Origin of the sequence: Endozoicomonas montiporae CL-33, from assembly GCF_001583435.1 — a bacterium.
Classification (GTDB): domain Bacteria; phylum Pseudomonadota; class Gammaproteobacteria; order Pseudomonadales; family Endozoicomonadaceae; genus Endozoicomonas_A; species Endozoicomonas_A montiporae.
This window is the reverse complement of record NZ_CP013251.1, coordinates 3,731,981-3,758,125: the sequence shown is the minus strand read 5'-3', so window position 1 is coordinate 3,758,125 and position 26,145 is coordinate 3,731,981. Positions and strand designations below refer to the sequence as shown.

The following is a 26,145-nucleotide window of genomic DNA, read 5'->3' as shown; positions in this document are numbered from 1 at the left end:
AGTTGTAGCGAAATATGGATGAGTGGCGTCCGGGTTGGGATACTCTAGACAGTTTAAATGTCAAGATCCCAAGAAAGTTTTATGGGAATGATAATAATAGTTGGCCAAGGGTCAGGCCGGTTTCGCCTACCCGTTATATGCAGAGCCCATACTCTACATACTCTGGGAGTTCTTCCTCAACCAGCTCTACGATGAGTGACCGATCGATTCGGATTCACGAAAGTGCTGGTCCGATTCTCACCCCGCCACGATCCCCTTCTGAAGAGTCACCTGGATATCTGTGGCCCGGTATGGATTCTCCCTTTGTAATGTATTCAAGCGATGGGGATGAAACTCTGGGGGTGACAGAGTATGAGTTGTTAAGAGCGTCGGCCAGAAAATTTGATGAAATGCAACAGCGGGTTTTGCGTTTACACAAGGCCCTTAAACTCCCCCTCCCGCCACCGCTGGAACAAATGGATTTAAACGCCATAACCAGAGATCGGGTTCCACTGGGAAGTGTCAAACTGTCGTTGGCCATGGCGACCGTCATGCGGGAAATCATTGAAGAGCGTGAAGAATTAAAAAAACGGGAGGTTATAAAAGAAGGCAAAACAGCTGAAGCGTTTTATTGGGCCATTATTCTTAGTGCAGAGTTACAAGAGTTACGGAAGGATCTGGAAGCAGTTACCCGGTTCTATTGCAGCAGAGACTTCAAACCAAACGATTACTTTCCGACCGATTTACCCCCTGTTGTGCCGGGCAAGTTCGGAGAGGGGGAGTCAGTCTCTGTCTATGGTGAAGACGCGTATACCGGGCCCTATGAGGCGGCTAAAACATTTGCTGCTCCAGAACCCCATGTTGCATGCATTAGGCCCGGAGAGAAACATATCGGGGCTAAGCCTGGCTTTATAGAAGATGACCTTCCACCCCCCCCACCTGCAAAGGAAGACAGCATCGATTCTCTCAAGGGGCAGCTTAAGCAGAAACAGCAGGAATATGAAGAGCTGAACGATGAGGTGAAAGCACTCAGAAGTCAATTGGAAAGTGAAAGGTCACGTGCTGATAAAAGTGATGAAGCAAATGAATCTTTGCGCAAACTTAAGTTAAAAGAGGATAAATTAGCTAAAAAAGACTCAGAGTTAAATTGGCTAAACAAGCAGCTGGAGAAACTTCAGGACGCCAATGATCTGCTGGAGAATGAAAATGGGGGGTTAAGGTATCAGAACCAGCAACAGAAGACGCTGATTGATCAGCAACAGAGTTTTATTGATCAGCTACAGCGTACGGAAAGAGATTTAAGATCAACCCTGACTGACACACAATCTGCCAGAGAAGACCTTGAAGGTAAAGCAGATGTATTCAGGAATGAAATCAATAATCAGAAAAAATTGCTGCAGCAAAAGACTAAGGAGTTAGAGGATGAACAACAATCATCCCTGCAGGCGGCTGCTGAAGCAAAAAATAAACTGGCTGAAGTAAACCGTTTACTTGATTTGGCTGAGCAAAAAAATGCAGCATTAAACTCACAGATAGATAATTTAAAGGAATCTGAAGATAGTCTCAAACAACAACTGAAGACGACAAAGAAGCAGCTTGAACAGGTCGAAAAAACTTCAGAAAAACAGTTGGCCGATGCTGAAAAAAGGTTTGAAGCTGGGCATCAGAAAACAAAGGATGAATTAAGTAAAGCTCAGCAGGAGCTTGTCACTCAGAAGACAGAAAGTGATAAAGCGGTTAGACAGGCCGAGGAAGCATTATCCAAAGTCAGTGAAGAGCTTGGTAAAAAGAATGAAGAAATAATCGCACTAAAAGAAAATATATCTATCAGAGAAGCTTTGGAAGAATCTCTGAAAGCTCAGTTGAAAGACATTGAGTCAACTCTAAAGACAGTACAACAGGAAAAGTCTGTTCTTGAAGACAGTATTAAACAACTAAAACAGGTCGTTGATGATAAAGAAAGAGAGCTTAAGCTCCAGAAGAAAACGTCAGAAGACCTTTTGAAAGCGACTACAGATGACAATGAAAAGCTAAGCAAAGAAATTGCTGATGTAAAAAAACTGAATAAAGATCTAGAAGAGAAATTGAAAGATTTTAAAGATGTTGAGTCAACCCTCAAAGATGAGGTCAAAAAGGCTAAACAGGCACTCCATGACAGAGAGCGAAAGGAAAGTATTGAGATTGAACACCTTAAAGATGATCTTGAAAAACAAAAACATCTGCTGGCTAAAGAGCAAAAAAGGTGCTTGGAGCTAGAAGCAGCTAAAAAGGAGATGGCTCATGCTAAAGATGATACTGATGGTCGTATTGCCGAAGCTAAAGCTGGAATGCAAGAGTCTCTTGATAAAGCCAATAAAAAGGTTGTGGGTCTGGAGCAGATGGTCAAGGATAAAGACAACCTGCTTGATCAAAGTAAAAGAGCACTGGCGCATAAAGAGCAAGCAATTAAAGACTTGACCAGAAAACATAAAGCTCAGGTTGAGCAATACGACAAAAGAATTGATGAATATGATAATGAAATTTATGGTTTAAAGGAGCGCATTGCTGGGTTAGAGAAAAGCAAAAGTAGCTCTCAGGATGAAAATTCAGCACTTCAGGATCAACTGTCTGAACTTCAGTCCGGTAAGGAAAAGCTCAGTAGTCAACTTTCAGAATTGCAGAAGAAATATGATCAGCTAATAGACGAACATCGTAAACTATCGAATTCTGATCAGAAGACAAAATCAGCGCTGTCTGAGAGTGAGAAGACGCTAAAAGAAGCTGAAGTAAAAGCATTAGAAAAAGAGTCGGCTCTACAGAAACTCCAAAGTGAATACAAAACATTATCTGATAAGTCTGCTGATCAGCTTAGTGAAGCACAGAAAACAATAGCTGACCTTCAGGGAAAACTGAAAACAAGTGAAGGCGAATTGGCTGGGTGGAAAATACAGGTAGACGCATCTGAAAAAGAGTTGGTCAGAAAAGTTCAGGAAATTAAAACGGCCAATGAAGCACTGGGTAAGGCAGAAGATAATATTAGGGCGCTGCAAGGTCAGGTTACTGCTTCTCAGGATAAAATAAAACAGCTCGAAGACGAGTTACAGACAAGTCGCGAAGAAGCGGGTAACGCACAACAGCTTGTCTCTGAGCAGACAAAAGCCGGTGAGAAAAATCAGTCAGAACTCGAAGGGTTAAAAGCTAAAGAGGTTGCACTTTTAAATCAGCTTAATAAAGCGGAAACCCAACGAAAAGAAGCGGCTGATACGATTGAAACCCTCAAGAAAGATTTCGAAAAAGAAAAAGAGCAGTATGATAAGAGGCTTGAGGAAAAAACGTCTGAATATGACCAGATGAAGCTCGATCTGGAGAAGCAGCTGGCTGAATCTGAATCTGGGAAAGAAGCGCTCTCTAAAGAAAAAGAAGCGGATTGGGATCAGCAGCGCACTAATTTAGAGGCACAGATTAAGAAACTGCAGGAAGATTTACTAGAGCAAAAGACAGCATCTGAAGCAGAGCGGCAGAAGTTTATCACAAATCAAAACGCTCTCAAAGACCAACTAACAACCAATATCCACTCTCTGAAAGATAAAGAAGATAAATTCAGGCAGCTGCAAGACCAGTTTGAAGAAACTCAGAAATTATTGAATCAAGAACAAGAAGAACGCAAAGTCGTAGAGAGTCGTTTAAATGACTTAATAGCACAGCATAAAGAAAAAGCGGATGGTTACCAGAAAGAACTGAACCGGGCCAATCAACTTGGCGATGAACTTACAAGTCTCAAAGAAGATCAGGAAGCACTTCAGCTTGAAAAACAAAATGCAGAGGCTGAGCGGGATCAGTACCTGGAAAATCTGACTGAAAACGCACGAACGATAGATGATCTTCAGTCACAGATAAAGCAGAAAAACAGTGAGATAACTGCACTCAGTGAGGGAGAGGAAGGGGTAGGGGTACTGTCCGGTAAAGTGGTAGCGCTCCAGAATGAAGTGAAAGCGATCAAGAAAGAACGTGATCAAAAGACCAACGATCTTAAAAATGCACTAATTGAAAAAACGAAAGTTGATCAGGATTTTAAGCAGCTTGGCGAGCACGAAAAGAGTCTGGTTGAAAAATACGATCAAGCACGCAGAGAATTAAATGATCAGTTAACTCAACGAAATTCAAGAGTTAGTGAACTTGACACAGCTATTAGTGAAATTAGTTCAGAAAAAGAAAAAGTTAACAAGCTATTAAGAGAGACGAAAGCAGAACTTGAAACCGTCAGTACCCAACTTGAAGAGCAACAGAACGCTAACGCGAAATTGAAATCACAGCTAAAGGATAAGGGTGAATTAAATAATAAGCGAAGTGAAGAAATTGACCGCCTTAATATGGTTCAATCCAAATTAGAGAGTGAGAAAGATGATTTGCAACATAAAGTTGATGAATTAAGTGAAAAAGCAAATGAGCTGGAGGCGTTACAGATTGAATTTGATGGTGTTAAATCAGACCTTAATGACAATAAATCGGAATTAATGAAACAGGCAGCAGACTTTGAGGGTGAACGCCGCACCTGGTCTAATGAAAAGAGTGATTTAGACCTTAAAATTGCCAGCCTTGAAACTGAAGCAGTGTTGGCAAACAAAAGAGTAGAGGGATTAACTAAGCAGTACGAACAGTCTGAAGAAGCTATTAAGAGCTTAAAGCAATCCTATACAGCGGCTAATGATGAGATCAATAGACTCAAGCTTGAAAATGAACATCTGAAGAATGAAGAAATCCGCCTAAAAAAAGAGCTTCAGAGCTTACAGGCAACCAGTTCCGAAGCTCAGACAGCCCTTCAGGCTCAGTACAAAAAGGTTTCTTCAGAATTGCATTTAAGCCAGACTGCACTTCAGGAGCGAATCAAGGAGGTTGAGCAGTTAAAAGAAGATCAACTGGCTGTTGAAAAATCGAAAGCTGATATCGAAACCAGACTGAATAAAGAGCTTCAAACAGCTCATGAAACCATTAAAGAGATAGAAACCGCTGCTAACACGAAAGGAAAAGAGCTGGTTGCGAAACAACTAGAGCTTGCATCTGTACAGGAAGAGAAAGATGGCATTGAAAGTAAGCTGAACACTGCGCAGGAGCGGGTTCAGGAGCTACAAAGTGATCTTGACTTTAATCGTGAACAGCTGGGCGTAAAAACGAATGAGCTGTCAGAGACATCAGTCAAGCTGAAAAAGGCTGCATTACAGGCAAGGGAGTTTGATGCAAGCTTGCGTAAGCTGGAGCAAACAGAACGAAATGCCAGACATGAGCTTGAAGTCAAAGAAGCCGAGCTCAAAGGGTTGCAGGCACAGTTGGTGACTCAAATAGAGGTGGCTAAGGCTGACCGTCGGAAAATAGACGAACTGATTAGTGCGAATCAGGCGCTTGAGTTGCTTACCATCCGAACTCGCCCGTTGGTTCGTGAAAACAGTAGAGATGATGAGACCGGCAGTATCGACTCTGGATACTCCTCTGACACTGATGGCTCTCCAGATTCAGTAAACCCACCCGAGTTTGACTTGCTGGTTCAGGAACTGAAGAACTTTGATGCAGGTCGTTCAGACTATCTGGTACCGAGTGATCATCAGGATCAGCTGAAAATATCTTTGTTTGAGGCTGGAACGGCTCTTGATGAGGAAAGAGACCGGATAGAAAAAGAAAGCCAGCTTTATCATTATCAGTCTGATGAGCTTCCGTCCCAGTCAGGCAAGAGACAGCGGATCATTGAAGCGTTGACTCGTTGCAGGAATAAGATTGAAGCAGCAAAAAATAAATACAATTCAACGGATAGCGAATCGGCTTCTTCCATGGTGATCGATGAATACCTGAAGATGGTTGATAGCAAAACCGAAATGTTCAAGGCTGAGCAGAGAGTGTTCGAAAGTGCCCGGGAGCGAGTGGCAGAGCATCGCTTTGATGCCGACACCAAGCCTTATGAAAGTCTGGTTGAAAACGATTCAGACCGTCCTAATGAACTGGCTACCAGGGTTTTAACCAAAGTTCGTCACCTGCAGCAGCATTCATCAGACACTAATATTCGGCAGGAACTGGACGGGTATGCGGCAGCATCCCTTGTGCAGTCTGCCTGCTCAACCCTGAAAAATCAGTTTCAGGAGAAAATCCAGAAGCTCAAAGTGCAGTCTCAGGATGAACAGGATGAAAAAGCGCTGGCAGGACTATTAGCTTACAAAGAAGCGTTGAACAGGATGCTTCCGGGGCGCTTGCCACTGGAACTGGCTCGTGCCCTTTCACCCAATTCCAGACGTTATTTGGAAAAGCAGGTTGCTGATACAGCGGTTGCACTGGAAAGTATTCTCGACCAAAACACAGCAGAGCATGAGGCAGAGTTTGCTCCTCCTGATGACAATGATCCCAGAGGCATTTCCGGTAAGCGGCTTGCGCTGTCATTACTGGATAAACCGGAATTTGCCCGGGATGTTCTGTCCTTTCTGAACAGTGCTCGCAAAGCGCAGTCAGGGATTGAGAAAACCTGGTATCAGTATCCGGCAGCTTCGAGTGCCTGGCTAAGGGATATGCGGCAGAAACATGGTTTGATTGATGTGCCGACCTTCAGCGAATTGTACGATGCGTGTGATTTTGACTTAAAAAAACGAAAAGCTTCAAGGCTGGTGAGTGCCAGTGTGGCAGCAAGTGAAGGTAATTTTGCCAGTAAAAAGCATACGACAAAGCGGCAAAAGCTGATTGATCAGGTCAAAGGCTGTCAGGTTGAGGAAGGGAAGCTGCTAGGGACTCCTGAAGCATTCAGGGGGCAGTCGAACGATGGCAGCAAGCTGGTTGCTCATCCACACCGGGAGGTTCTGGACTGTTTCAAACAAGGGACAAAGAGTCAGTTGCTCGATACCACTTCAGGCGTTCCCAAAGATATTGGCAGTTACAGAGTTTATGACATTGGTCAAAATACCAATGCCTTGTTCAACACCTTCTTTGATGGTGCTGGTGACGCCGTTGTCAGGCAGAGTCATGTGACCGGAACGCGTTACATGCAGCTGCATAATGAGAAATGTACGCCACCTCTGGTTTTTGAAGAAAAACGCAATAAGTGGCAAGTCAACATGGCCAACGCTATTTGGACGGTAGACCCTTCATTATTACTGGATAATCCTAAATTGAAGATCCCTTTTGAACATGACGCCGGTAAGCAATCAGTGCAGAGAGACTGGATTCCGGTTCGGGATGAAAAAGGCAATACGGGTATCCTCCTGCTACAGAAAACAAAAAAACAGCCCCAATATTTTTTATACGAGGTTGATTCTTCCGGTGAGCTGATACCCAGAAGCATCAGTGACGATCCTGTCAAAGAGTTGCAGCAGGCGCGATTTTTATCACAGGTCACAAAGCTCAGACCTGATAAACGGGTTGATGTGCCAACTGAAAAACAAACGGCAGTCAAAGCAGTGCTGGGCACTCATCGTGGATGGTTACCGAAAAACTGTGAAGCTCAGGCACACCAACTGTATGTAAGTTGTCGTACAGGTGATGCAGTTAAAGCACCTATGGAAACAGTAGACGCTTCCGGTGACCTTGAAACGCTAACCATTGCACTGAACCCGTTAAGAAATATTATTAAAACAAAACGCGAGCAGGAGAAAAAAAGTGCTGCAACACTGAAAGAGTATGATCCTGAACGCTATGCATCATTCAACGTTGATGCAACATTTAATCTGGCGGGTGATGCTTTTATCAGCGCCTGTCAGAAGCGGTTCAAGCAACAGGATGATCCTGTTTTGAAGGATCTGGCAGCAGAGCAGGCTGAGTTTCGCCAAGGCGTTTTCAAGCCTCTTTCTGTGTTTCAGGGGTGTGAACTGAAACCCGGGAGTATTGCTTCCTCTGTAGACGGCGAGCCATTGGAAGGTTCTCCGCGTTATGTACTGGGTAAGCTGGATCACGTGATGAAAGTGAACCGTGATCACTGTACCCGCTTGGGAGAACAGATGGCGGTTTTGCGTCAGACCATCGTTCAACAGGTATCTGCTGCTGACCTCAACACGTTCAAACATTATTCTGAACGACAGATTCTGGATCAGGTGGTGGCTGGATTTGAAAATGGCCGGCTGCCAGCCAATTGTAATCATGGTCAGTTTGCTAATCAGGTGGCCAACCTGATGCTGGCCGAGAATGATCTGGCACAGACTCAGCATATTCTGGGTCGTCAGGAAGGGCTTAAGCGTGACCTGAAGCAGCTGGCAGCGGATGCGCCTTTGATGATTGATGATAAGGGCGGAGATCGGGCTGCTTACGAGAGTCGCTGCAGGAAAATTAATCTGGCCATGGCAAATTGTGCAACGGCGCAGGACAACATTCATCGTTCGCTGGAAAGGTATGGCGGTACCCCTTTGACAACGGATGTGATTGCAAAGCTGTCCTTTGAGCGCCGTGCCGGCACGGTGTTAAGAGAAAACCAGATTGAAGAGGTGGATGCTGCTCTGCAACAACTGACGAACTGTATGGCTGAGGACGCTGAAGATAAAACCATGTCCAGGGTTTCTCACAAAGGTACCGGTTGGGGTAAGTCAACCATCCTTAAGATTTTGACCGCTCATGCAGCCAAACTGGCTGAAGGGCAGAAAGACTGCAGCGTTATCGTGTGTGCGCCGGTGACAAACCAGGCAGAACTGGACATCGACCTTTCTCGCTTCTATGCCTCGAAGGGCAAAGTTTATCAACGGCTTGATCTTGAAAAAGATTTTGTAAAACCCGATCAGGCGTGGTGGACGGAAGAGACATTAATAAAAATAGAAAATATTGTGCTTGGTCTGGCACCAGATGTTCCTGAAGAAGACCGCTATAAAGTGCTTGAGAAAGAAGGTAAGGCACCTGTGGGCATTTCCGTGAAAGATGTTCAGATATTGAAGCATCTTTTGAATGCCCTTGAGTCAAAGGGAAAGATTGAAACACTTGAGCCTTATGAACAGAAAGTAGTCGATCATCTGCATTTTATTTTCTCGGTATTAGCTGACTCCCCCACCTTTATTGATGAGTGGGTCAGTCTGGTGATTCCCTACAGAAAGGACGATCCACAGCTGATTCTGGATGCTACGAAAAATGCACTTGGCGCTTTACCGCACTATGAACTAACCATGGACAAGGTTATCCAGAGTCACGATGAGTATGTGATGAGCTGTAGACGCAGGCATGTATTGTGCGCCACAGCTGGAACCACACAGGCGCTCGCCGTTATGGCAAGAGCGGATAATCCTGAGGACATTAAGGCTTTGGCGCATACTGATCCTTATACCACACAGCAACGGTTTAATTTCTGGATGAGTAAGGCGGAACCGATTTTTGTTAAAGATCCTGCCAACACGAACCGGCCAGAATTGCTGAAGCAGATAGTGAGCAAAGTGGGTACCGAGCGCTCGTTGCTGGTGTTTGATGGCACCGAGTCGGGTAAAAACACGGTTGAGAAAGCGAAAGCCTTCTATGAAGACATGAAAACAGCCAGAAAGGCGTTTGACCCTGCTGGTGCTCAAAAAGCCCGGGGTATGCTGTTTTATAACCCACAAAAAGAGATGCAGCAGTTTATCGACGGTGATCCTCGCTATGGTCAGGAGAACGGGGCTACAGTACTGCCTGAAGAAGAAGCCATGATGCGGCAGGAAGGGGGTGCGGGAAAAGATGTTTACTTTACGCTGGAACAGTCTGAAGGCACCAATGCACCACAGGCAGGGCCAGAGAAGCCACAGGGCAGTTCTGTAGGGGTTTATATTGGGCTGATAGAACAGGGCAAGCAAGGAAGAATGGATGCGGCTGCGCAGCAGGTGGGCAGATTAATGCGAAGCTCTACTCCAACCAGTCTGCAGAAACTGATTGTCCCTGTTGATATGGATGCGGTGGCTAGCCAGTGTCCCGACTCTCCTGAAAAGAAGGAGTTGATTCGACTCACCGGTGAGCTTGAGGTTGCCAGACAAAAGCTTGTTGGGTATACCGGAGCGAATCAGGAAAATCTGAACGATGTGCAAAAAGCTCTGGTCAATAGCCCTCTGGATGTTGGTGACAGCATTGAAGAAGAGAAGAAAATCAGAAGTGATAACAAACGTACGCCGCACCTGATCAAAGCAGAGTTGGAAAAGAGTTTTGAACGGCGGATGCAGCAACAGCTGGATCATCTAAAGACCGTTGACTGGTCCAGGGCTGGCATACGTGGCGATTTTGCTAATGATCTGGCGAAATTAAAGGAGTTAAGCTGCAAAGCCAAAGCTGTCTGGGTCAAGGTGGCTTTCGACACCATGGGTAGCCGGGAGCACAACGACGATACTGAACGTTATGAAAAACTACTGGATCAGGCTCAGGTTCGCAGCCATGTCAGCCGTCAGTTCGGGAAAGAGTATGAGTGGTTGCAAGCTGGCTGTGACGGAGTGTGCGAAAACCTGAATTTTAGTGATGGAGTCACTCAGCAGCTGGGAGGGGAGCGGGAACAGCACACAATACTGCAGTCATTCCGCGAAACGACGCAAAAGCTAATGCAAAAAAGTGCACGGCGTGTTCCCGATAACGTAATAGAAAAGTCAGAGGTGGCAGGGCTTGTTAAACCAGAGTACGCCACCCAGCAGATAGAACGTTGCGTGAAGGAAATTGAAAGCAAAGGCTTGGAACAGGTAGTGACAGACCCTTTGAAAAAGGTTCGAAGAGAATTGTATGAAAAGTCTATTGAGGCTAGACAGGTCCTTATTGGCCGGGTCAACGAGCTTATAAAGGCAGTGACGCAGGATGGAAAATCAACAAAGCAGTACATCTACAACTTGGAAGGTTTGCGCAAAATTCGTGAGCAGGCATTGAAAGAAATCACTAAATTCCGCTTAGTACTTGATGGCGAGGCAACTCCCAAAGACTCTCAGGATGATTTGGCCATTAATCTGGAGAGTGAAATGAGGTCTCGCTATGAGCAGCTTATGGATGCTGTAACGAGCATATCGGTGTCAACTAAAATGGAGCCGGGTATATCAAAAGATATTCTTGCTGATGTAACCAAAGCCTGTTCGAAATTTGTAAAGAACTCCAATCATAAGCTGCAATATTACAGCACGAACCATGGAAAAGAAGCAGCCAGAAGGCATGAGGAGCAAGTTGCTGCAGGGCAAACCAGTGCAAACAAAAAGCCAAAAAAAGAAGCGGGCTCTACAGCTTTCAAGGCTTCACCTGATCCAAGTGTCTCTTTGATTGTCTGGAAAACAACGGCGACAAAAGCGAAACCCAGTGAAGTCAGGACATTTGATAAAGATTATACATTTACTGACATGCTATTTGGCAGTTCAGAGGCAACGACTGAGAGGGTACCCAGAGAGCGGCCTGTTTCGAGGGGAGGTCAGTTTCCGAAATCCACGTATCTCAGCCGTAAATCGAGGTTGAAGTCGGCCAGCAGTCCGGATTTGAGTGGTAAGTATGACTCGGAAAAAGAGGTGAGAGAATTGATTGGTGTAGCCTGTCGCCTTAAGAAAGAACAAAAAGATGATGAGGCAATAAGGACATTTTGTGCCAAACCTGATGCTCCGCTTTTCAAGCAATGCCTTATGGAATGGAAGCAGCTGGCACTCAAGAAAATGGAAGGCTTCTATGGGGAGCTTCAGGATGAGTCGAAAGCAGAAGTGGACTTTATGACGCGTCAGTCAAAACTGATGCAACAGTTTACCGTAAAAGAGCAGTAAGGGAGTGAGCAGGGAATGTCATTAATACCAAAAGGCAAGGAACGCCGAACCATCAAACGACACCAGTTGAATGAATATCTGCGGGTTTTTAACCGCAACACCATGCGCGAGATGGGCAGTATTGGCAACATCAGCAGCAATGGCCTGATGTTGATCAGCACCGTGCCGGTTTTGATTGGTGCAGTGTACAGTATGCGGATCATTCTACCGGGGGAGCATACACCCATAGACTTTGAAGCACGCTGTCACTGGTGTAAACCCGATGTCGGTCCCGAGTTTTTTGACTCGGGCTACAGCATTGTGAATGCCGACAGTGATATTATTGATCTGGTTGAATCCCTGAAAGAGTTTTTTACCTTTCAGGAAATAGAGTGAACCTGAGCCTTTGCAGGTGGCTTCTTATGAGGCTGCTCAGGAAACAGGTGTCATAACGTCACAATCTGGATCTGTTACTTCATGTCTCAGGATTACGCTGTACCTGCCCTGGCGGTTGGCGATTTTATTGAAGTGGAAACCGAAATAAAGCGCAGCCGGTTTATCTGTTTTCTTGCCCGAATTACTTCCCGAAACGAAGCCCTGATGTTTCAGTCCAGCCTGAAACAACGTTTTCCCGATGCTTCCCACCACTGCCTTGCTTTTATTGCGGGTCCTCCTGAGGGTAATACGGTTGTTGGTTTTGATGATGACGGCGAGCCGGGCGGGACGGCAGGCAAGCCTATGCTGAATGTGCTTCAGCATAAAGGCATTGGTGAACTGTGTGCCGTTGTTGTGCGGTATTTTGGCGGCATTAAACTCGGCGCTGGTGGGCTGGTAAGAGCCTATGGCGCGTCTGTTCAGGCCGCCTGTGATGAGCTACCGGTAGAGCAGCGGGTCGCCATGAAAACGGGTATAGTGACCATTGATTATGCCTCTGAGCAGGTTGTCAGGCATTTGCTGGAGGGCTTTAAGGGTGAGGTGGTCAGCCATGCCTATTCAGAAGCCGTAAATCTGGAGGTTTCACTTCCGGAGGTTGAGCACCAGTCTTTCGGGCTCAGGGTTTCAGAGGCTAGCAAAGGGCAGGCAATCATTCGATGGTCAGACGAATAACCCGGGAAATTCTATGTTAAAAAGTTTTTTATGGTTCGATTTCGAAACCTTTGGCACTAACCCCGCTACTGACTGGCCATCGCAGTTTGCTGCCATCAGAACCGATGCTGACCTGAATGAAATCGGTGAGCCGGTCAACCTGTTCTGCAAGTTTCCTGAAGATCACTTACCTCACCCGATGGCAACCCTTGTGACGGGCTTAACCCCTCAGGCGGTGAATGCCAGAGGAATGGCAGAACCGGAATTTATTCAGCGTATTCTGGACGAGCTTATGGTGCCCGGTACCTGTGCTGTCGGTTACAACACCATTCGTTTTGACGATGAGGTGATCAGAAACAGCCTTTACCGGAACTTTCATGACCCTTATCTTCGGGAGCGAGCCAATGGCAATAGCCGCTGGGATCTGATTGATCTGGTGCGCATGACCGGAGCTTTGCGACCAGAGGGTATACAGTGGCCAAAGCGTGAAGATGGTTTTAACAGTTATAAGCTGGAAGAGCTGACGAAAGCCAACGGTATTGAGCATGGTGATGCGCACGATGCACTGTCTGATGTGCGGGCTACCATTGCCATGGCGCGCCTGATTCGGGATAAGCAGCCAAAACTGTTTCAGTTTTATCTGGATCACCGCTTTAAAGACAAAGCCGGAGCCTTGCTGGATCTACACACCAAAGCGCCACTGGTTCATGTGTCGGGCATGTTTGGGGCGGCTAAGCACTGTCTGGCTGTTGTCATGCCATTGGCCGGGCATCCGGTTAATCGCAATCAGGTGTTTGTCTATGACCTGAGTGTTGATCCAACGCCATTGTTGGCAATGTCGGTGGAAGAGATTCAGGAGAACCTTTTTACCCCGAGACAGGAAGGTGATACAAGGGAGCGCATTCCTTTGAAGGGTGTCAGCCTGAATAAGTGTCCGGCACTGGCGCCATTGAAAGTGCTTCAGGCTGCTGATCAGACGCGGTTGGGCATCGATCTTGATGCCTGTTTCCGGCATAGAGAGATACTGTTGAGTCACCCTGAGCTGGTAGAAAAGATTCAGGCTGTCTTTTCCGGTTCACCGCGGAAAGAGACGGAAGATCCTGACCAGATGCTGTATTCCGGCGGTTTTTTCTCCTGGGCGGATAAAGACAAGATGGAACGTATTCGTGAGGCCTCACCTGAATCCCTTGGGCACTTACAGTTAGCGTTTGAAGACGGTCGTCTTGATGAAATGCTGTTCCGCTATCGTGGTCGCCACTATCCTGAAACACTGACACAGGAAGAGCTGTCTCAGTGGCATGCCTTCAGGCGTCAGAGGTTGTCTGATGAGGATCAGGCGGTTCTGGGGTTTGGTCGTTTCTGGAGTGATCTGGACATTGCCAGACAAGAGGCTTCGGTGTCTGATCGTGAGTTGCTTGACCAGTTGGCCGCCTACGCTGACCAACTGCAAGCTGGTTTAACTCATTAATGCTGTGCGAGCCAGTGCCTGATTGAAATGCTCGGCCAGTCGGCCATAGATGACCGGTTTTTCGATGTAATCGATGGCTCCGGCTTTAATGGCGGCAACGGCGCTGGATACATCACTGTGATCGCCCAGAATAATGACGGGGATATCGTGTTGATGGCTATCCAGTGCTTCCATCAGTGTCAAAGCCTGACCGACAGGCTCGTTGTTTGCGGCAATAATACAGTCTGGTGTCAGACTGTCTAAAGCGTGCAGCAATTCCTGACCGGATTCAAAGCATTCAAGCAGCATGGACTTTTCATCACACAGGCTGCGGATGGTATCGGTAATACCGGTATCTTTTTCCAGCAGATATACGGTTGCTTGTTTAGCCAGACTCATATGGGCAGCCTTGATGATGTAATAGGGCGCAAAACCCCGCTGTTCTAAAAGTAGTCTCTCTGTGAAGAAAATATAACCTATCGCTGCAGGGCTTGGTAAACAAGCGATGTGGCGGATTATCACAGAGACTGCAGGAAGTTTAGATTTAGAGTCTGAATTGCTGAATGGAGGGATTTACTAGACGTTGTACGGGGAGTACTTAAAGCGATAGTTCCGGTTTCGTGACGAATTGCAAAGGGATGTTAGCGGCTGATTCTGATGGTAGAAAGCCGTTGATTATTGGGTGTCGAGCCGAAGCTGAAAAGATAGGTACTACTGTTTTGCTCGTGATCTTAACCGTTGGCAGAGTGTTATTGAGTTCAATGTATCACTATGCCAATGGTTAAGTATCGGAGATTACTTAAATCTTGAAGTTAAACTCACCTTCGAGGTGATCTTTAACTTGCATAACCTGACGCACCAGGTGAGCCAGAGATTTGGTGCCCATCTTTTCCATCACGCGGGAGCGGTGGATTTCGACAGTGCGCTGGCTCAGGTTAATGTCAGCAGCAATCACTTTATTGGCTTTGCCTTCCACAACGTGGTGCAGCACTTCGCGCTCACGGTCTGTCAGGGTAGACAGACGACGCAGGATTTCTTTGTGTTCGAGCAGTTCGCGACGTTGCTGGGTGTCGAGCTTCAGCGCGTCGTTAATCAGATCCAGCAGCTCCTGATCGCGGAATGGCTTCTGGATAAAGTTCATAGCGCCGTCTTTGATGGCCTGAACCGCCATCGGTACATCGCCGTGACCGGTGATGAAGATGATTGGCAGAATGCAGTGCATTTCGTTCAGTTTATTCTGAAGCTCCAGACCGCTCATGCCTGGCATGCGAATGTCCAGCACAATGCAACCCGGACGGTTCTCATCGTAACTTTCCAGAAATTCTGCCGGAGAAGAAAACGCTTCAACAGCCTGACCAACAGACTTCATCAACATTTTCAGCGAGTCACGCACAGCTTCGTCATCATCGATGATGAAAACGGTGGGTTCCTGCTTCATGTCCTGTTGCTGCATAATGACTCCACTGAGTACAAGTTATCGTAAAGGGGGTGACAGATAATCGTCGTCTGGCCGGAAGGTTTCAGCCTACTTTCCATGCCGCGATCCATACCGCGATCCATACCGCGATTCATACCGTGATGATTCATGATATGAGTGGCCTGTGACCATACAATCATTTTCATGATGTTATGCAGGCAGTCATTCGGTTCACGATAAGGTAAAGCATAACGAACACAGAACCACTTCATACTTCTGTTCATCTCAGGCATTAGGTAATTTGCGCACGCTTACTTGATCAAACTACAGTCGTTTGTAGTCGTAGAATGAAGGGCGTCACAAAAAGATGCTTAACGGCTGTGGAATTCGATCACAGTTTAGCAGAGGATTACGACAATGCGGAGTACGAGCCCGTATGATTTCTCTACCCGTTACGATCGTGCACTTTACCATTAATAATGAGCAGCTGTTACGTTCTGTGAATTTCGCCTGTTTCGTTTTTAACCTTGCCTTATGCGAATTGCGCAATGTTAGACGAATGATAGGATGTTTAAATTGGGAGTTGTGCGAGCATGGTTGTGAAGCCTACCTAGTTTGGCATGCTGCAGCTTGGTTGAATACCGAAAAGCCCGCACTCAGAAATCTGAATGCGGGCTTTTCGGATGTTTTCGATGCTGTTTAAACGACGATTGTCTTTAAACAGCTTTGGCCTTTTATGCCAGCTTGCTGCTCAGATCCAGTGGAGCAACCATGTTTTCCGGCTTCAGGATTTCAGCCAGTTGCTCGTCGGTCAGCAGGCCTTCTTCCTTCACCAGATCAACAACACGGCGACCGGTGCGCAGTGCAGTTTTGGCAATGCGGCTGGAGTTTTCGTAGCCCAGATATGGGTTCAGTGCTGTTACCAGACCCACAGAGTTGTCTACATAAGCCTGACAAACGTCAGCGTTGGCAGTAATGCCCTTAACGCAGCGGTCGGTCAGCATGAACATACCGTTGGTCAGTTGCTGGATGGATTCCAGAATCTTGTACACCAGAACCGGCTCGGCGTAGTTCAGCTGCAGTTGTGCAGCTTCTGAAGCCATGGTCACCACCATGTCGTTGCCAATCACGTGGAATGCGATCTGGCTCATGGCTTCCGGGATAACCGGATTGACTTTGCCTGGCATGATAGAAGAACCCGGCTGCATTTCAGGCAGGTTGATTTCATTCAGACCACACAGTGGGCCGGAAGACAGCAGGCGCAGGTCGTTGCTCATCTTGGACAGCTTGACTGCCAAACGCTTCAGGGCGCTGGAGAAGATCACGAAGGCACCCATATCTGAGGTAGCTTCTACCAGATCGCCTGCCAGAATCATGTTCTGTCCGGAGATGTCGGACAGGTACTGTACAGCCATTGGCGCATAACGGCTGTCGGCAGTGATGCCGGTACCGATCGCTGTACCACCCAGGTTGATTTCGCACAGCAGTTTGGCCATATCTTTGATACGGTCAATGTCTTCACCAATAGTGGTGGCGAAGGCTTTGAATTCCTGACCCAGAGTCATTGGTACTGCGTCCTGCAGCTGGGTACGGCCCATCTTCAGGATATTTTTGAACTCTTCGGCTTTCACTTCACAGGCGTTTTTCAGGCTCTTGGCAGCAACAATCAGTTCGTTGTGCTTCAGAACCATGGCCAGACGCATGGCCGTCGGGTAAACGTCGTTGGTGGACTGAGCCATGTTGACGTGAGTGTTCGGGTGCAGGTGCTCGTACTGTCCACGACGGTAACCCATCAGTTCCAGCGCACGGTTGGCGATCACTTCGTTGGCGTTCATGTTGGTGGATGTACCGGCGCCACCCTGAATCATATCGACACGGAACTGTTCGTGCAGTTTTCCGGCAATGATTTCATCGCAGGCATCGGCAATGGCGTCAGCTTTGGCTGCGTCCAGCATACCCAGATCACGGTTAGCCAGTGCACAGGCCTTTTTTACCATGGCCAGAGCGGTTGGCACGTTGGCATAGTGGCTCAGTTCAACACCGGAGATATTAAAGTTTTCCATGGCGCGCTGAGTCTGAATACCGTAGTAAGCCGCATTCGGTACTTTGGCATCGCCCAGCAGGTCGTGTTCAATTCGATACTCGTTCAATTCAGTAGTATCCAGTGCCATTTTGGTCATCACCGTGAGGATTGGAGGTCGGCAATAATGGATCCTGCTGTCAGTCCGCCTTTGTGTGCCTGTGACTCTGTATGCCGGCAAAAAAGCGAGCACTCAGTGCGGTTAGAGGCCTTGATTCGGGGCGGATTTACGCAGGGCTTTTATCCATGTGTTTGATAGGGTTAGTCTCTGCCTCTATAGAATTTGCAGCAATAAGAAAATCTACCTAACGCATAATTAGTTATTTCATGAACGATGGGTATTGCCACTATCGGAGGACTGATTAACTTCTTAATTGACTATGCTTTACTTATAACACTTTCCTTATAACAACAATGGTTTAAAGCAATGTTGCTCAATCATGTCTGGGGTTTATTAACCCATCCACGAGATGAATGGCTGGACATTCGTTCCAGAGCAAATTCTACAGAAAGCCGCAGTGGACTCTTTGATCTTTTCTTTCTGGCGATGATTCCGGGTATCAGTTCTTTTATTGGCAGTGTTTATTTTGGCTGGTCGGCCACCGGACTCGATCCGGTAAAGGTGTCCATGGACAGCGCTGCCATCATGTCGATTGCTTCCTGGTTGGCAATGATTGCCGGTACGGTATTTATGGGGCTCTTCATTCATTGGATGGAAAGAACCTATGGCAGTCACCGAAATTACCTGGACTGTGTCTGTTTTGCCGTTTATGTGGCGACGCCCCTTTATTTAACAGGACTGAGCGGCCTGTATCCTTCTATCCCTCTGACCATGCTGGCTGTGCTGCTCGGCATCGGCTGGAGTGCTTATCTTCTGTACCTCGGAACACCTCTGTTTATGGATATTCCAAAAGAGAGAGGTTTTCTGTTTGCAACCTCCATTGTGTGCGTTGCTCTGGTGTTACTGGTGTCTATGAAAGTGGCCACGGTCCTGCTCTGGGATCTTGGCTTTGGACCTGAATTTATTCCGGATTAAGGTGAAAGACCATGGATGGTAATGGATCAGTTGGTGGTATTCGTAATGCCGCCTACAAGCCACTTGACCCTGCAAAACAGGATGAAGCCAGCAATAAGCAGAGATCCCGTATTAATCGAATGGTAAAGAAAATCGGGGTCAAACTCAGGATTATTCCCAAACCAGCAAGGGCCTCGGGCAAGCGGCAACCGGCAAAACGCGCTCTGTTAGACCGGAATGTTGAAATCTCCGGGCCGATCCCAAAACAGATGTCAGCGGTTAAGTCGCAGGCCGGTGTGGCTAAAACCGCTACTGCAACACTGGACGATTTAATGGCCCGGTCACAGACTGGCAACCATCAGGGCTCTGATGTGCGCCGGGAGTTTGGAGAGGTTCGCCATCAGTATCTGAATGCGGCATTGACAGTGACAGAGAAAGCTATTTCAGAAGCGGAAAACTCCCGAGGCAGTGAGCAGGTTGAAACGTTAAAAGACATCAAGGCAGGGCTGCAACAGATTATCGCTGACGGTCAGTTCGATGTCACACCCGAATCAATCAGTGCTCTAAAGAATTATCCCCAGACCTTTGCGTCTTTTATGGATCAGGTCGGACTGTCGGGTGAAGAAGTTCATACAGCCTTCAAAGAACAGGTGGCTGGCGGTGATGCATTGAAATCAGAGCTTGATTCATTGCAGTTCTCCAAGCCTCATGAAGAAGAGCTGAATGCCCAGAGCACTCACAACCACAAAGAGCTGTTTAAATTGCAGACATTGCAGTTTAAGGCAGCCCAGACGTTAGTGGCTGGTGATTTGGCGGTTGCCAGGGAGTCAGGTAACGAAGCCCTGCAAAACAGTCTGGAAGTGATTTCTGAGCGACTGGATGAGCAGTTTCAGCAACTTGAGCGAACGGTTCTGCTTAAAGGTGAAGAGCCCGTTTCAAAAGATGAAGCCAAAGTGGCCAGAGACCAATATCTTCAGTTCATTAAAGAGGCTCTGGTTGAAGCCGGTGTTGATGCTTCTACTGTGGATACAAGGTTTCAGGATGCCTATGCCTCTCAGTTAAATGACCGTGACTGGAACACTGTTCACAATGAGTTCGAGCACGATGGACGAACCTTTGGTTCTACCCAAACACCCGCCTCGCAGGTTCAGGTCAATGGAGAGAATGGAGAGTTGGAAAAGCTGTTGGATTACGATGGCAACAAAGGTGTTTGCTGCATTGATTCAAAGAATGTAGATCATGCCACCAATTTGTTACGCACCGATTTCCAGATTGACGGGCAAACAGAATTTACCGGCGTGCGCCATGGTATTGCCGACCCTTATGGTATCAAGGGAGGAGGTGATGCCAAGGCATTAAAGGCACAGGGGGCCAGAAAAAAAGCGGAAGAAATTCTGATTACCGCCCTGTCTACCAAGCCGGAACTGTTCCGGCAGGCTTTGAAAGCGGCTGAGACCGGTCGGGATATTCCAACGCTGCTGACGAACTCAATTTCACTGGTGACCACCGGGGTAGGTTCCAGCAAGGAAGCCAAGAGCCAGAAAGCACAGAATGAAGCGTTTGATTTCTTTACTAATCCCAAAAATCAACCCGTTGAAATTGAAGTGCCGGGGCCTGATGGAAGCCTTCGAAAAATTCGGGTTAACTTCAAGCAGTCCCGGTTTAATATTCCGGTAAACTGGGGTGGTGTAGGCCCTGCGTCGCTTATTTTTGGAGGACGACGTAATCAGGCCCGTATGAATAATCAAGCCATTAAAGACCTGATTGGCAAGCCTGAGAAAGATGAGGACATTGGCGGTATGGCAGGTCATTGGCTGGGACAGTATGAGCAGAAGCAGGCACTGTTGTCTTATAAACTGACCGCAGAACAGAATCGTGCCGAGCCGGACAAAGCTTTGATCGAAGAGCTAAAGCAGGAATACGGGCAACTGGCCAAAGACAAGAGAACCATAGAAGACCTTGGTCGTCAGATTAAAGAGATTTACCGTAAGGGCACTCATCACCATGAGCACAAGGATGCTTATAAACTGGCGGCCAGGGTGGCATTACTGACTCACAAGCTGGGTGCGGTTCCGTTGATGAACTGCAAAAGCGGTAAAGATCGGACGGGCATGCTGGATGCCGAGATTAAATTCCTTGCAGCCAGAATCGACAACGATGGCAAGGTTCCGGAGCCGGGCTCCCTGACCGATGATGAAAAAGCACTGTTCCGTGAAATGTTGCTGAAATCCGGTAATCATGAAGTTCAGGAAATGAACGTCGGTGTCAGAGGTTATAAAACAGAGAAAATTGGCTCAATCACTGAACGGGTGAGTGATGAAGCAGTCAGAGAAGAGGTGAGAGGTTTATCAAAGTCGATAAGGTCATAATTCACCGTATTTCTCTTTTTCTTTGAGGTCTTCCACCCAACGGAAGACTTCTGCCACAGGCTCAATCAGTTCACTGGGTATATAACTGGCGATGTCGGTATCGAACAGGGCGTGCGCCAGTGGAACGTTTTCCAGAATGGGAATGCCTTCTTTTTCGGCAATTTTAAGAATGAATCGTGCCCGTCCACCCCGGCCTTTCACGGTCACAAGCGGCAGCGGTGTTTTGTCCTGACTGTAGTGAAGCCCTATGGCAAGGTGAGTCGGGTTTTTGATCACAACGTCCGACTTCTTGGTATTTTCCGCTTCGTTCAGAATCTCCTGATGAATCTCTTTCCGCTTACCTTTGATTTCCGGGCTACCTTCACTCTCTTTATGTTCCCGTTTCACTTCATCTTTTGACATCTTGTTCTGCTTGGTGAACTGGTACTTTTCGAACATAAAGTCAAGCACGGCAATAACTACAAACGCAGCTATGGCATAAAGCAGCAGTTTTTTTAGTAATACGCCGGTGACAGGGAGTATGCAGCTGCTACCGCAGTAGGGCATGTTCACCATATCGCCCAGACTGTTTTTAATGACGTAATAAACAACAATGGAAAGAAAGATAATCTTGACGACTGACTTGAAAAACTCCATCAGGTTTTTCATGGCAAAGATTTTCTTTAAGCCGCCAACCGGGCTGATTTTTTTGAGATCAGGCTTGATGGATTCACCGGACATCAGGAAGCCAAATTGCATCACATTACCGATAATCGCCCCCAGCAGGGTGACGGCGACTAAGGGTATCAACAGCTCAATAGCTTTGTTGAGAATGCCCATGGTGACAATTTTGAAGGCGTCCTCAAACGGCTCGTTATAAACCGTTGAAGGCAGGATCACCATTTCCTGAATGGTGGTCAGGTATTCATCACTCATAAACCACAAGACAGCAATCACCAGCAACAGGCCAAAAGTGCCGGATACTTCCTTGCTTTTTGCTACCTGCCCTTTTTTGCGGGCATCCCTGAGTTTTTTCGGGGTGGGTTGTTCGGTCTTTTCACCACTCATTTCCAAAGCTCTCCCAACATAACGAAGAGTGTTGGAATGCCTTCGTCGTGTTTACGGGCGAGGGTGAGTATGGTGCTGACATACACCACCAGAATGGCGGCAGCCACACCACTTTTTATGGGCATGGCAAGGATAAAGACGTTTAACTGGGGCGCGGAACGGCTGATCAGGGCGATGCCGAATTCAGTAATAAACATAGAAATGATGACCGGTGCAGCCAGCCACATAGAGAGGCTGATGATGAGGTCAAATTGTTGCAGGAAGAAGATAGCACCTTCCGGGTTGAGGTTGGGAAAATAGCTGAAAACCGGCCAGGTGGAATAACTGATAAAGAGGCTTTTAACCAGCAGCAGGAACAATCCGCTGACCATAAAAATAGCCGTAAATGCCTGGGAAAACAGAATACCCATGGGCGATGATTCGGCACCGGACAGAGGGTTCATGGCACTGGCCATGGAAGCACCGCGCTGGTTGTCGATAAAGAACCCGGCAGATTCCAGCGCCCAGAAGGGAATGGTGATCACAAAACCAATCAGCGCGCCAATGAACACTTCCTTAAGCACTATCACCATAGTGACGTAGATGGAAGGGGCTTTTTCCGGAACGGCTTCTGCCAGCATCGGGTGCAGAAACAGAACCAGTGCCATGGCAATACCATTGCGCACCATGGCACCGCCCAGCAGTCGTTTATTCAGAAAGGGAATCAGCGTGAACATGGCAATAATTCGTGGGGCGCCCATTGAGAACACGTAAAACCATTCCTTGAGTTCGTCAATGGGGATGAGCATGTCAGATCGTGCCAATCTTCGTCATGATGGCAAGTGAGTAATTATAGATCTCGATACCCAGCCATCGGGCGGTGGCAAAGATGCTGATAATAACGGCGATGAGTTTGAAGGCGAAAGGCAGTGTTTGCTCCTGAATCTGGGTCAGCGCCTGAACCAGACTGATGAGCAGGCCAACACCTGCTGCTGCAATAATGGGAGGCATTGACAGGATCAGGGTCAGCAACAATGCCTGTGCAGTCAGCTGTATTACTTCTCCGTCAACCATGATGCCCTCCGGGTGTCTGTTATCACTGAGTCAGCTGTAACTCAGCACCAGACTGTGAATGAGTCTTGTCCAGCCTTCCAGCAACACAAACAGCAGCAGTTTAAAAGGCAGGGAGATGGTCATGGGCGATACCATCATCATACCCATGGCCAGCAATATGTTGGATACAATCAGGTCAATGATGATAAACGGCAGATACAGCAGAAACCCGATCTGGAATGCTTTGGTCAGTTCGCTGATACAAAACGACGGCAGCAGTATCATCAGGTCATCACCCGACAGCTCTTTCTGGTAGCGACTGGGCCACAGCAGGCGTGCCGATTTCAGGAAAAAATTCCGTTCCTCAGCGGTGGTATTGGCTTTCAGGAATTCCCGATAAGGGGTGATGCCGTCCTGAACCGCTTCTATCCATGACAGGTCTTCAAAGTTCAGGGTTTCCGGTTGTATGCGTTCGTACATTTCATAACCGACCGGAGCCATGATGTAGAGTGTCAAAATGATCGCCAGAGCGTTCATGGCGATGTTGGGTGGAATCTGCTGCAGACCGGTGGCGTTGCGAAGAATGGAAAAGACCACAACCAGCTTCAGAAACGAGGTGCCCATGACCGCCATAAAAGGAATCAGCGCCATGAGCGCCAACGGGATCATTAAATAAAACGGACTGGTGAGATTCAGTATACCGCTTTCCATGGGTCGTTCCTGTCTCTTTTATCGACGCTAACATCGGTGAAACTGATACGACAGTGTTCAGGAAATCTCAGCCGGTTTACTGATCGTGCAGATGAGTGATGCGTGCTCCAAGACGATTTTCAATCTGCACCAGCTCACAGTGCCCGATCAGCTTGCCATTGGCACGGATGTTAACGGGCTGTTCTACAGAGCGATCCAGCTCAAATACATAGCCAGCCTGCATCCCCTGCAGTTCGGCCAGCGTGAGCTGCTGCTGCCCGACTTCAAAGGTTACGTTGACTGGCAGGTTGTGCAGATCAATGCCTGCTTCAGCATCGCCATGCTCCATGCCCTGATCGTCTTCGGGATCGGCAGGTAGCTCTTCGTGCTCATGTTCGTCCATGGTCTGATGCCTCTGTATGATGCTGACCCCAGCGTTGGCTAATTCCCCCAGAAACGCTGTACGCCGGTTGACGCGGACAATGACCTGTTCATCACTGGTGTGCTGATCCAGAAACACTATGTCGCCGGTTTCCAGTGATTTCAGCTCTGACAGTGACAGTCGGGACTGTCCTTTTTCCAGCGTTGCCCAAAAAGGTATATCGGGCAATGAGCGTGGATGATGAGTTGGAATTGCTTCAAGAATGGACAGTAGCAGATCATCAATCTGCAGTTCGATACGGGTGTTAATCGAGTTCTGCCGAATGTTTAATCCCAGTGTGGCGGGAGGCTCTTCTGGCTTGGTGGATTCAAAGTTTTGTAGTGACCAGGAAATACCCAGTAGTTCACTGAATGATTGAAACGACGGGGTAATGGCATGGTTCAATACTGCCATCCGTAAATCGTCGGGTAATTTCTGTAATCCCTGGTGGTCGAGCTTGCCGGGCAGGAAGGCATCTAGAAGGCGGTTACCGAGGTAAATCCGGTACGGGTGACCGTTAAGCTCAAGGTGCAATGTGTGCGAAGGAAGTTGATCAGCGGGTTGTTGGCTGAACTCCAGCTCTGTTTCAGACTGGTTGATGACAGTGGTAAAGGTGTTCTGGCGAGCACAAAGCAGACGACTCAGTGTTAACTGAGCCGCTGACAGGTTTTTATAAGCCAGAGGTTGAGTGGACATGATTAACCTTCGTCGTCATCCTGCTCCTGATCGCCTTCATACTGCTCTCGTGAGCGGCCGTCTCCGGGCTGGTCACCGGACATGTTGATGTTTACCTGCACCTTGTCACCAAAACGTTCATTCAGGCTTTTTAACAGAGAGGATTCATTCACTGCCAGAAAGTTATGGGTGTCTGCTGATGTGGTGTTCATGGTAACAGTGAGCTCTCCACCGGCGCGCTGAATTCGAATCTCTGTACCGGGTAGAATATTATCTTTCATTGTGATGCGAACTTCGGCGCCATTAATAGAGTCTTTGGCAGACACATGGATTTTATCGACGAGCTTGTTGATGACCTCGTTAATTTCTTTTGGACCACTGACTTTATCGATGGCTTTTATGTCGGTGGCTTTTATATCGGTGGTCGGTGTTATTGCCTGACTTTCACGGGGGGTATGCAATGGTTGATCCTGTTGTTCCGTGGCGGCGAGCATTTCTTCGTGCTGATCCCCTTTACCACGCTGTGATGCCCCTTGTTCGCCTCTCAGGCGCTCGGCATCCGATCCTTTTTTACTGCGGGCCGCCAACAGGCTTTCAAAGCTTATTTCTTCCTTGTCGGATTTTTTTGGGTCTTCCTTCTTTTTTCCCATTTTCTTGGCGAAGTCATCCGCTTGTTTTTCTGACACCTGCTGCTGGTTCCCTGACGAATCAGGAGGAGGGCTGGCTTGTGGCTGACTATTCTGGTTGATTTCCATGGTGACCTCACTGATTCGATGATTCCTATTAATGACGGGGTCTTACCGTAAACTCTTCCATTTCCAGATCTTCCAGACGGACTGCTTCTTTAGCCGCTTCTTCGTCCAGTACACTGGTAAATTCTTCAAACTTCTGTACGGCCTGAATTGCCTTCACGTGTTCTTCACGGGCTTCTTCAAGCGCTTGTTCGGCATCCACAACTTTTTTTTTGGCTTCAGCGATGGCCTGTTCCAGCAGTACATCCTTTTCCCGAAGCAGTCCGACTGTTTGTTTCAGCTGATCCAGGTCATTCTGTTTTACTTCCATATTCATAATATTATCGTAGAGCCGTTGCTCTTCTTTACCGCGCCACTCCACATACTCAATGAACTCTTCTTTTGCCTGCTCGACGGCTCTGTGGGCTTCTTCCAGACGATATTTACGCTTCTGGACTTCATCGTGTGCAGATTTTTCGCGAATTTCCTTAACTTTTAGCAGTTCGTGCAGCATGGTTCAGGC

The 26,145-nt window shown here is 47.5% G+C and carries 17 protein-coding genes; 6 read left to right on the top strand and 11 right to left on the bottom strand.

Going from position 1 to position 26,145, the window contains the following annotated elements:
• Positions 1–191 precede the first annotated feature (191 nt).
• From EZMO1_RS17220 to sbcB, 4 genes are all read left to right on the top strand, one after another.
• Positions 192–11,633 carry a hypothetical protein gene (locus EZMO1_RS17220; RefSeq protein ID WP_034876817.1) on the top strand — a complete coding sequence of 3,814 codons (11,442 nt, stop codon included), beginning with the start codon at positions 192–194 and terminating at the stop codon, positions 11,631–11,633.
• Between the two features lie 15 nt (positions 11,634–11,648).
• Positions 11,649–12,008, top strand: a complete 360-nt coding sequence (locus tag EZMO1_RS17215) for a PilZ domain-containing protein (RefSeq protein ID WP_034876819.1) — start codon at positions 11,649–11,651, stop codon at positions 12,006–12,008.
• Between the two features lie 81 nt (positions 12,009–12,089).
• Entirely contained in the window at positions 12,090–12,719 is a 630-nt protein-coding gene (locus EZMO1_RS17210) for a YigZ family protein (protein WP_051790079.1), read from the top strand.
• A gap of 13 nt (positions 12,720–12,732) precedes the next feature.
• Entirely contained in the window at positions 12,733–14,166 is a 1,434-nt protein-coding gene (sbcB, locus tag EZMO1_RS17205) for an exodeoxyribonuclease I (RefSeq protein WP_034876822.1), read from the top strand.
• On the opposite strand, the gene EZMO1_RS17200 is transcribed toward sbcB, so the two are convergent.
• The 4 genes from EZMO1_RS17200 to EZMO1_RS17185 form a co-directional block, all read right to left on the bottom strand.
• On the bottom strand, positions 14,155–14,667 hold the full coding sequence (locus EZMO1_RS17200) for a response regulator transcription factor (RefSeq protein WP_222842131.1): 513 nt from the start codon (positions 14,665–14,667) through the stop codon (positions 14,155–14,157). The two genes, sbcB and EZMO1_RS17200, sit on opposite strands and share 12 nt — an antisense overlap.
• Positions 14,668–14,944: 277 nt before the next feature.
• Positions 14,945–15,598: a response regulator transcription factor gene (locus tag EZMO1_RS17195; RefSeq protein ID WP_034876826.1), complete on the bottom strand. Its 654-nt coding sequence runs from the start codon at positions 15,596–15,598 to the stop codon at positions 14,945–14,947.
• Positions 15,580–15,768 carry a hypothetical protein gene (locus tag EZMO1_RS26935; RefSeq protein WP_187300024.1) on the bottom strand — a complete coding sequence of 63 codons (189 nt, stop codon included), beginning with the start codon at positions 15,766–15,768 and terminating at the stop codon, positions 15,580–15,582. Before EZMO1_RS26935 ends, EZMO1_RS17195 begins: the two co-directional genes overlap by 19 nt.
• 528 nt (positions 15,769–16,296) lie before the next feature.
• Positions 16,297–17,733 carry an aspartate ammonia-lyase gene (locus EZMO1_RS17185; RefSeq protein WP_034877533.1) on the bottom strand — a complete coding sequence of 479 codons (1,437 nt, stop codon included), beginning with the start codon at positions 17,731–17,733 and terminating at the stop codon, positions 16,297–16,299.
• 336 nt (positions 17,734–18,069) lie between these two features.
• On the opposite strand from EZMO1_RS17185, the gene EZMO1_RS17180 reads away from it, so the two are divergent.
• Positions 18,070–18,678: a Yip1 family protein gene (locus EZMO1_RS17180; protein ID WP_051790080.1), complete on the top strand. Its 609-nt coding sequence runs from the start codon at positions 18,070–18,072 to the stop codon at positions 18,676–18,678.
• A gap of 11 nt (positions 18,679–18,689) precedes the next feature.
• Positions 18,690–21,026, top strand: a complete 2,337-nt coding sequence (locus EZMO1_RS17175) for an inositol phosphate phosphatase SopB (protein ID WP_034876831.1) — start codon at positions 18,690–18,692, stop codon at positions 21,024–21,026.
• On the opposite strand, the gene sctU is transcribed toward EZMO1_RS17175, so the two are convergent.
• From sctU to sctO, 7 genes are all read right to left on the bottom strand, one after another.
• Positions 21,021–22,073 (bottom strand): type III secretion system export apparatus subunit SctU, encoded by a 1,053-nt coding sequence (sctU, locus tag EZMO1_RS17170; protein WP_034876833.1) that lies wholly within the window; start codon positions 22,071–22,073, stop codon positions 21,021–21,023. The genes EZMO1_RS17175 and sctU overlap by 6 nt on opposite strands.
• Positions 22,070–22,876 (bottom strand): type III secretion system export apparatus subunit SctT, encoded by an 807-nt coding sequence (gene sctT, locus EZMO1_RS17165; protein ID WP_244886708.1) that lies wholly within the window; start codon positions 22,874–22,876, stop codon positions 22,070–22,072. The genes sctU and sctT overlap by 4 nt, the downstream gene beginning before the upstream one ends.
• Positions 22,863–23,126 carry a type III secretion system export apparatus subunit SctS gene (gene sctS, locus EZMO1_RS17160; protein WP_034876838.1) on the bottom strand — a complete coding sequence of 88 codons (264 nt, stop codon included), beginning with the start codon at positions 23,124–23,126 and terminating at the stop codon, positions 22,863–22,865. Before sctS ends, sctT begins: the two co-directional genes overlap by 14 nt.
• A gap of 30 nt (positions 23,127–23,156) precedes the next feature.
• Entirely contained in the window at positions 23,157–23,816 is a 660-nt protein-coding gene (gene sctR / locus EZMO1_RS17155) for a type III secretion system export apparatus subunit SctR (RefSeq protein ID WP_051790083.1), read from the bottom strand.
• A 76-nt stretch (positions 23,817–23,892) separates the two neighbouring features.
• Positions 23,893–24,912: a type III secretion system cytoplasmic ring protein SctQ gene (gene sctQ, locus EZMO1_RS17150; RefSeq protein WP_034876840.1), complete on the bottom strand. Its 1,020-nt coding sequence runs from the start codon at positions 24,910–24,912 to the stop codon at positions 23,893–23,895.
• Positions 24,913–24,914: 2 nt separating this feature from the next.
• Complete coding sequence (locus tag EZMO1_RS17145) at positions 24,915–25,646, bottom strand: type III secretion HpaP family protein (RefSeq protein ID WP_034876842.1); 732 nt, start codon at positions 25,644–25,646, stop codon at positions 24,915–24,917.
• A gap of 28 nt (positions 25,647–25,674) precedes the next feature.
• Positions 25,675–26,136 (bottom strand): type III secretion system stalk subunit SctO, encoded by a 462-nt coding sequence (gene sctO / locus EZMO1_RS17140; protein ID WP_034876845.1) that lies wholly within the window; start codon positions 26,134–26,136, stop codon positions 25,675–25,677.
• Positions 26,137–26,145: the final 9 nt, after the last annotated feature.

Bases quoted from the DNA above. Each gene is read 5' to 3' on its own strand.
- EZMO1_RS17210 (WP_051790079.1), top strand. From the start codon at position 12,090: ATGTCTCAGGATTACGCTGTACCTGCCCTGGCGGTTGGCGATTTTATT.
- sctU (WP_034876833.1), bottom strand. From the start codon at position 22,073: ATGAGTGGTGAAAAGACCGAACAACCCACCCCGAAAAAACTCAGGGAT.
- sctR (WP_051790083.1), bottom strand. From the start codon at position 23,816: ATGGAAAGCGGTATACTGAATCTCACCAGTCCGTTTTATTTAATGATC.
- EZMO1_RS17215 (WP_034876819.1), top strand. From the start codon at position 11,649: ATGTCATTAATACCAAAAGGCAAGGAACGCCGAACCATCAAACGACAC.
- EZMO1_RS17185 (WP_034877533.1), bottom strand. From the start codon at position 17,733: ATGGCACTGGATACTACTGAATTGAACGAGTATCGAATTGAACACGAC.
- sctS (WP_034876838.1), bottom strand. From the start codon at position 23,126: ATGGTTGACGGAGAAGTAATACAGCTGACTGCACAGGCATTGTTGCTG.
- EZMO1_RS17145 (WP_034876842.1), bottom strand. From the start codon at position 25,646: ATGGAAATCAACCAGAATAGTCAGCCACAAGCCAGCCCTCCTCCTGAT.
- EZMO1_RS17220 (WP_034876817.1), top strand. From the start codon at position 192: ATGAGTGACCGATCGATTCGGATTCACGAAAGTGCTGGTCCGATTCTC.
- EZMO1_RS17175 (WP_034876831.1), top strand. From the start codon at position 18,690: ATGGATGGTAATGGATCAGTTGGTGGTATTCGTAATGCCGCCTACAAG.
- sctO (WP_034876845.1), bottom strand. From the start codon at position 26,136: ATGCTGCACGAACTGCTAAAAGTTAAGGAAATTCGCGAAAAATCTGCA.
- EZMO1_RS17180 (WP_051790080.1), top strand. From the start codon at position 18,070: ATGTTGCTCAATCATGTCTGGGGTTTATTAACCCATCCACGAGATGAA.
- sbcB (WP_034876822.1), top strand. From the start codon at position 12,733: ATGTTAAAAAGTTTTTTATGGTTCGATTTCGAAACCTTTGGCACTAAC.
- sctQ (WP_034876840.1), bottom strand. From the start codon at position 24,912: ATGTCCACTCAACCTCTGGCTTATAAAAACCTGTCAGCGGCTCAGTTA.
- EZMO1_RS17195 (WP_034876826.1), bottom strand. From the start codon at position 15,598: ATGCAGCAACAGGACATGAAGCAGGAACCCACCGTTTTCATCATCGAT.
- EZMO1_RS26935 (WP_187300024.1), bottom strand. From the start codon at position 15,768: ATGAAAATGATTGTATGGTCACAGGCCACTCATATCATGAATCATCAC.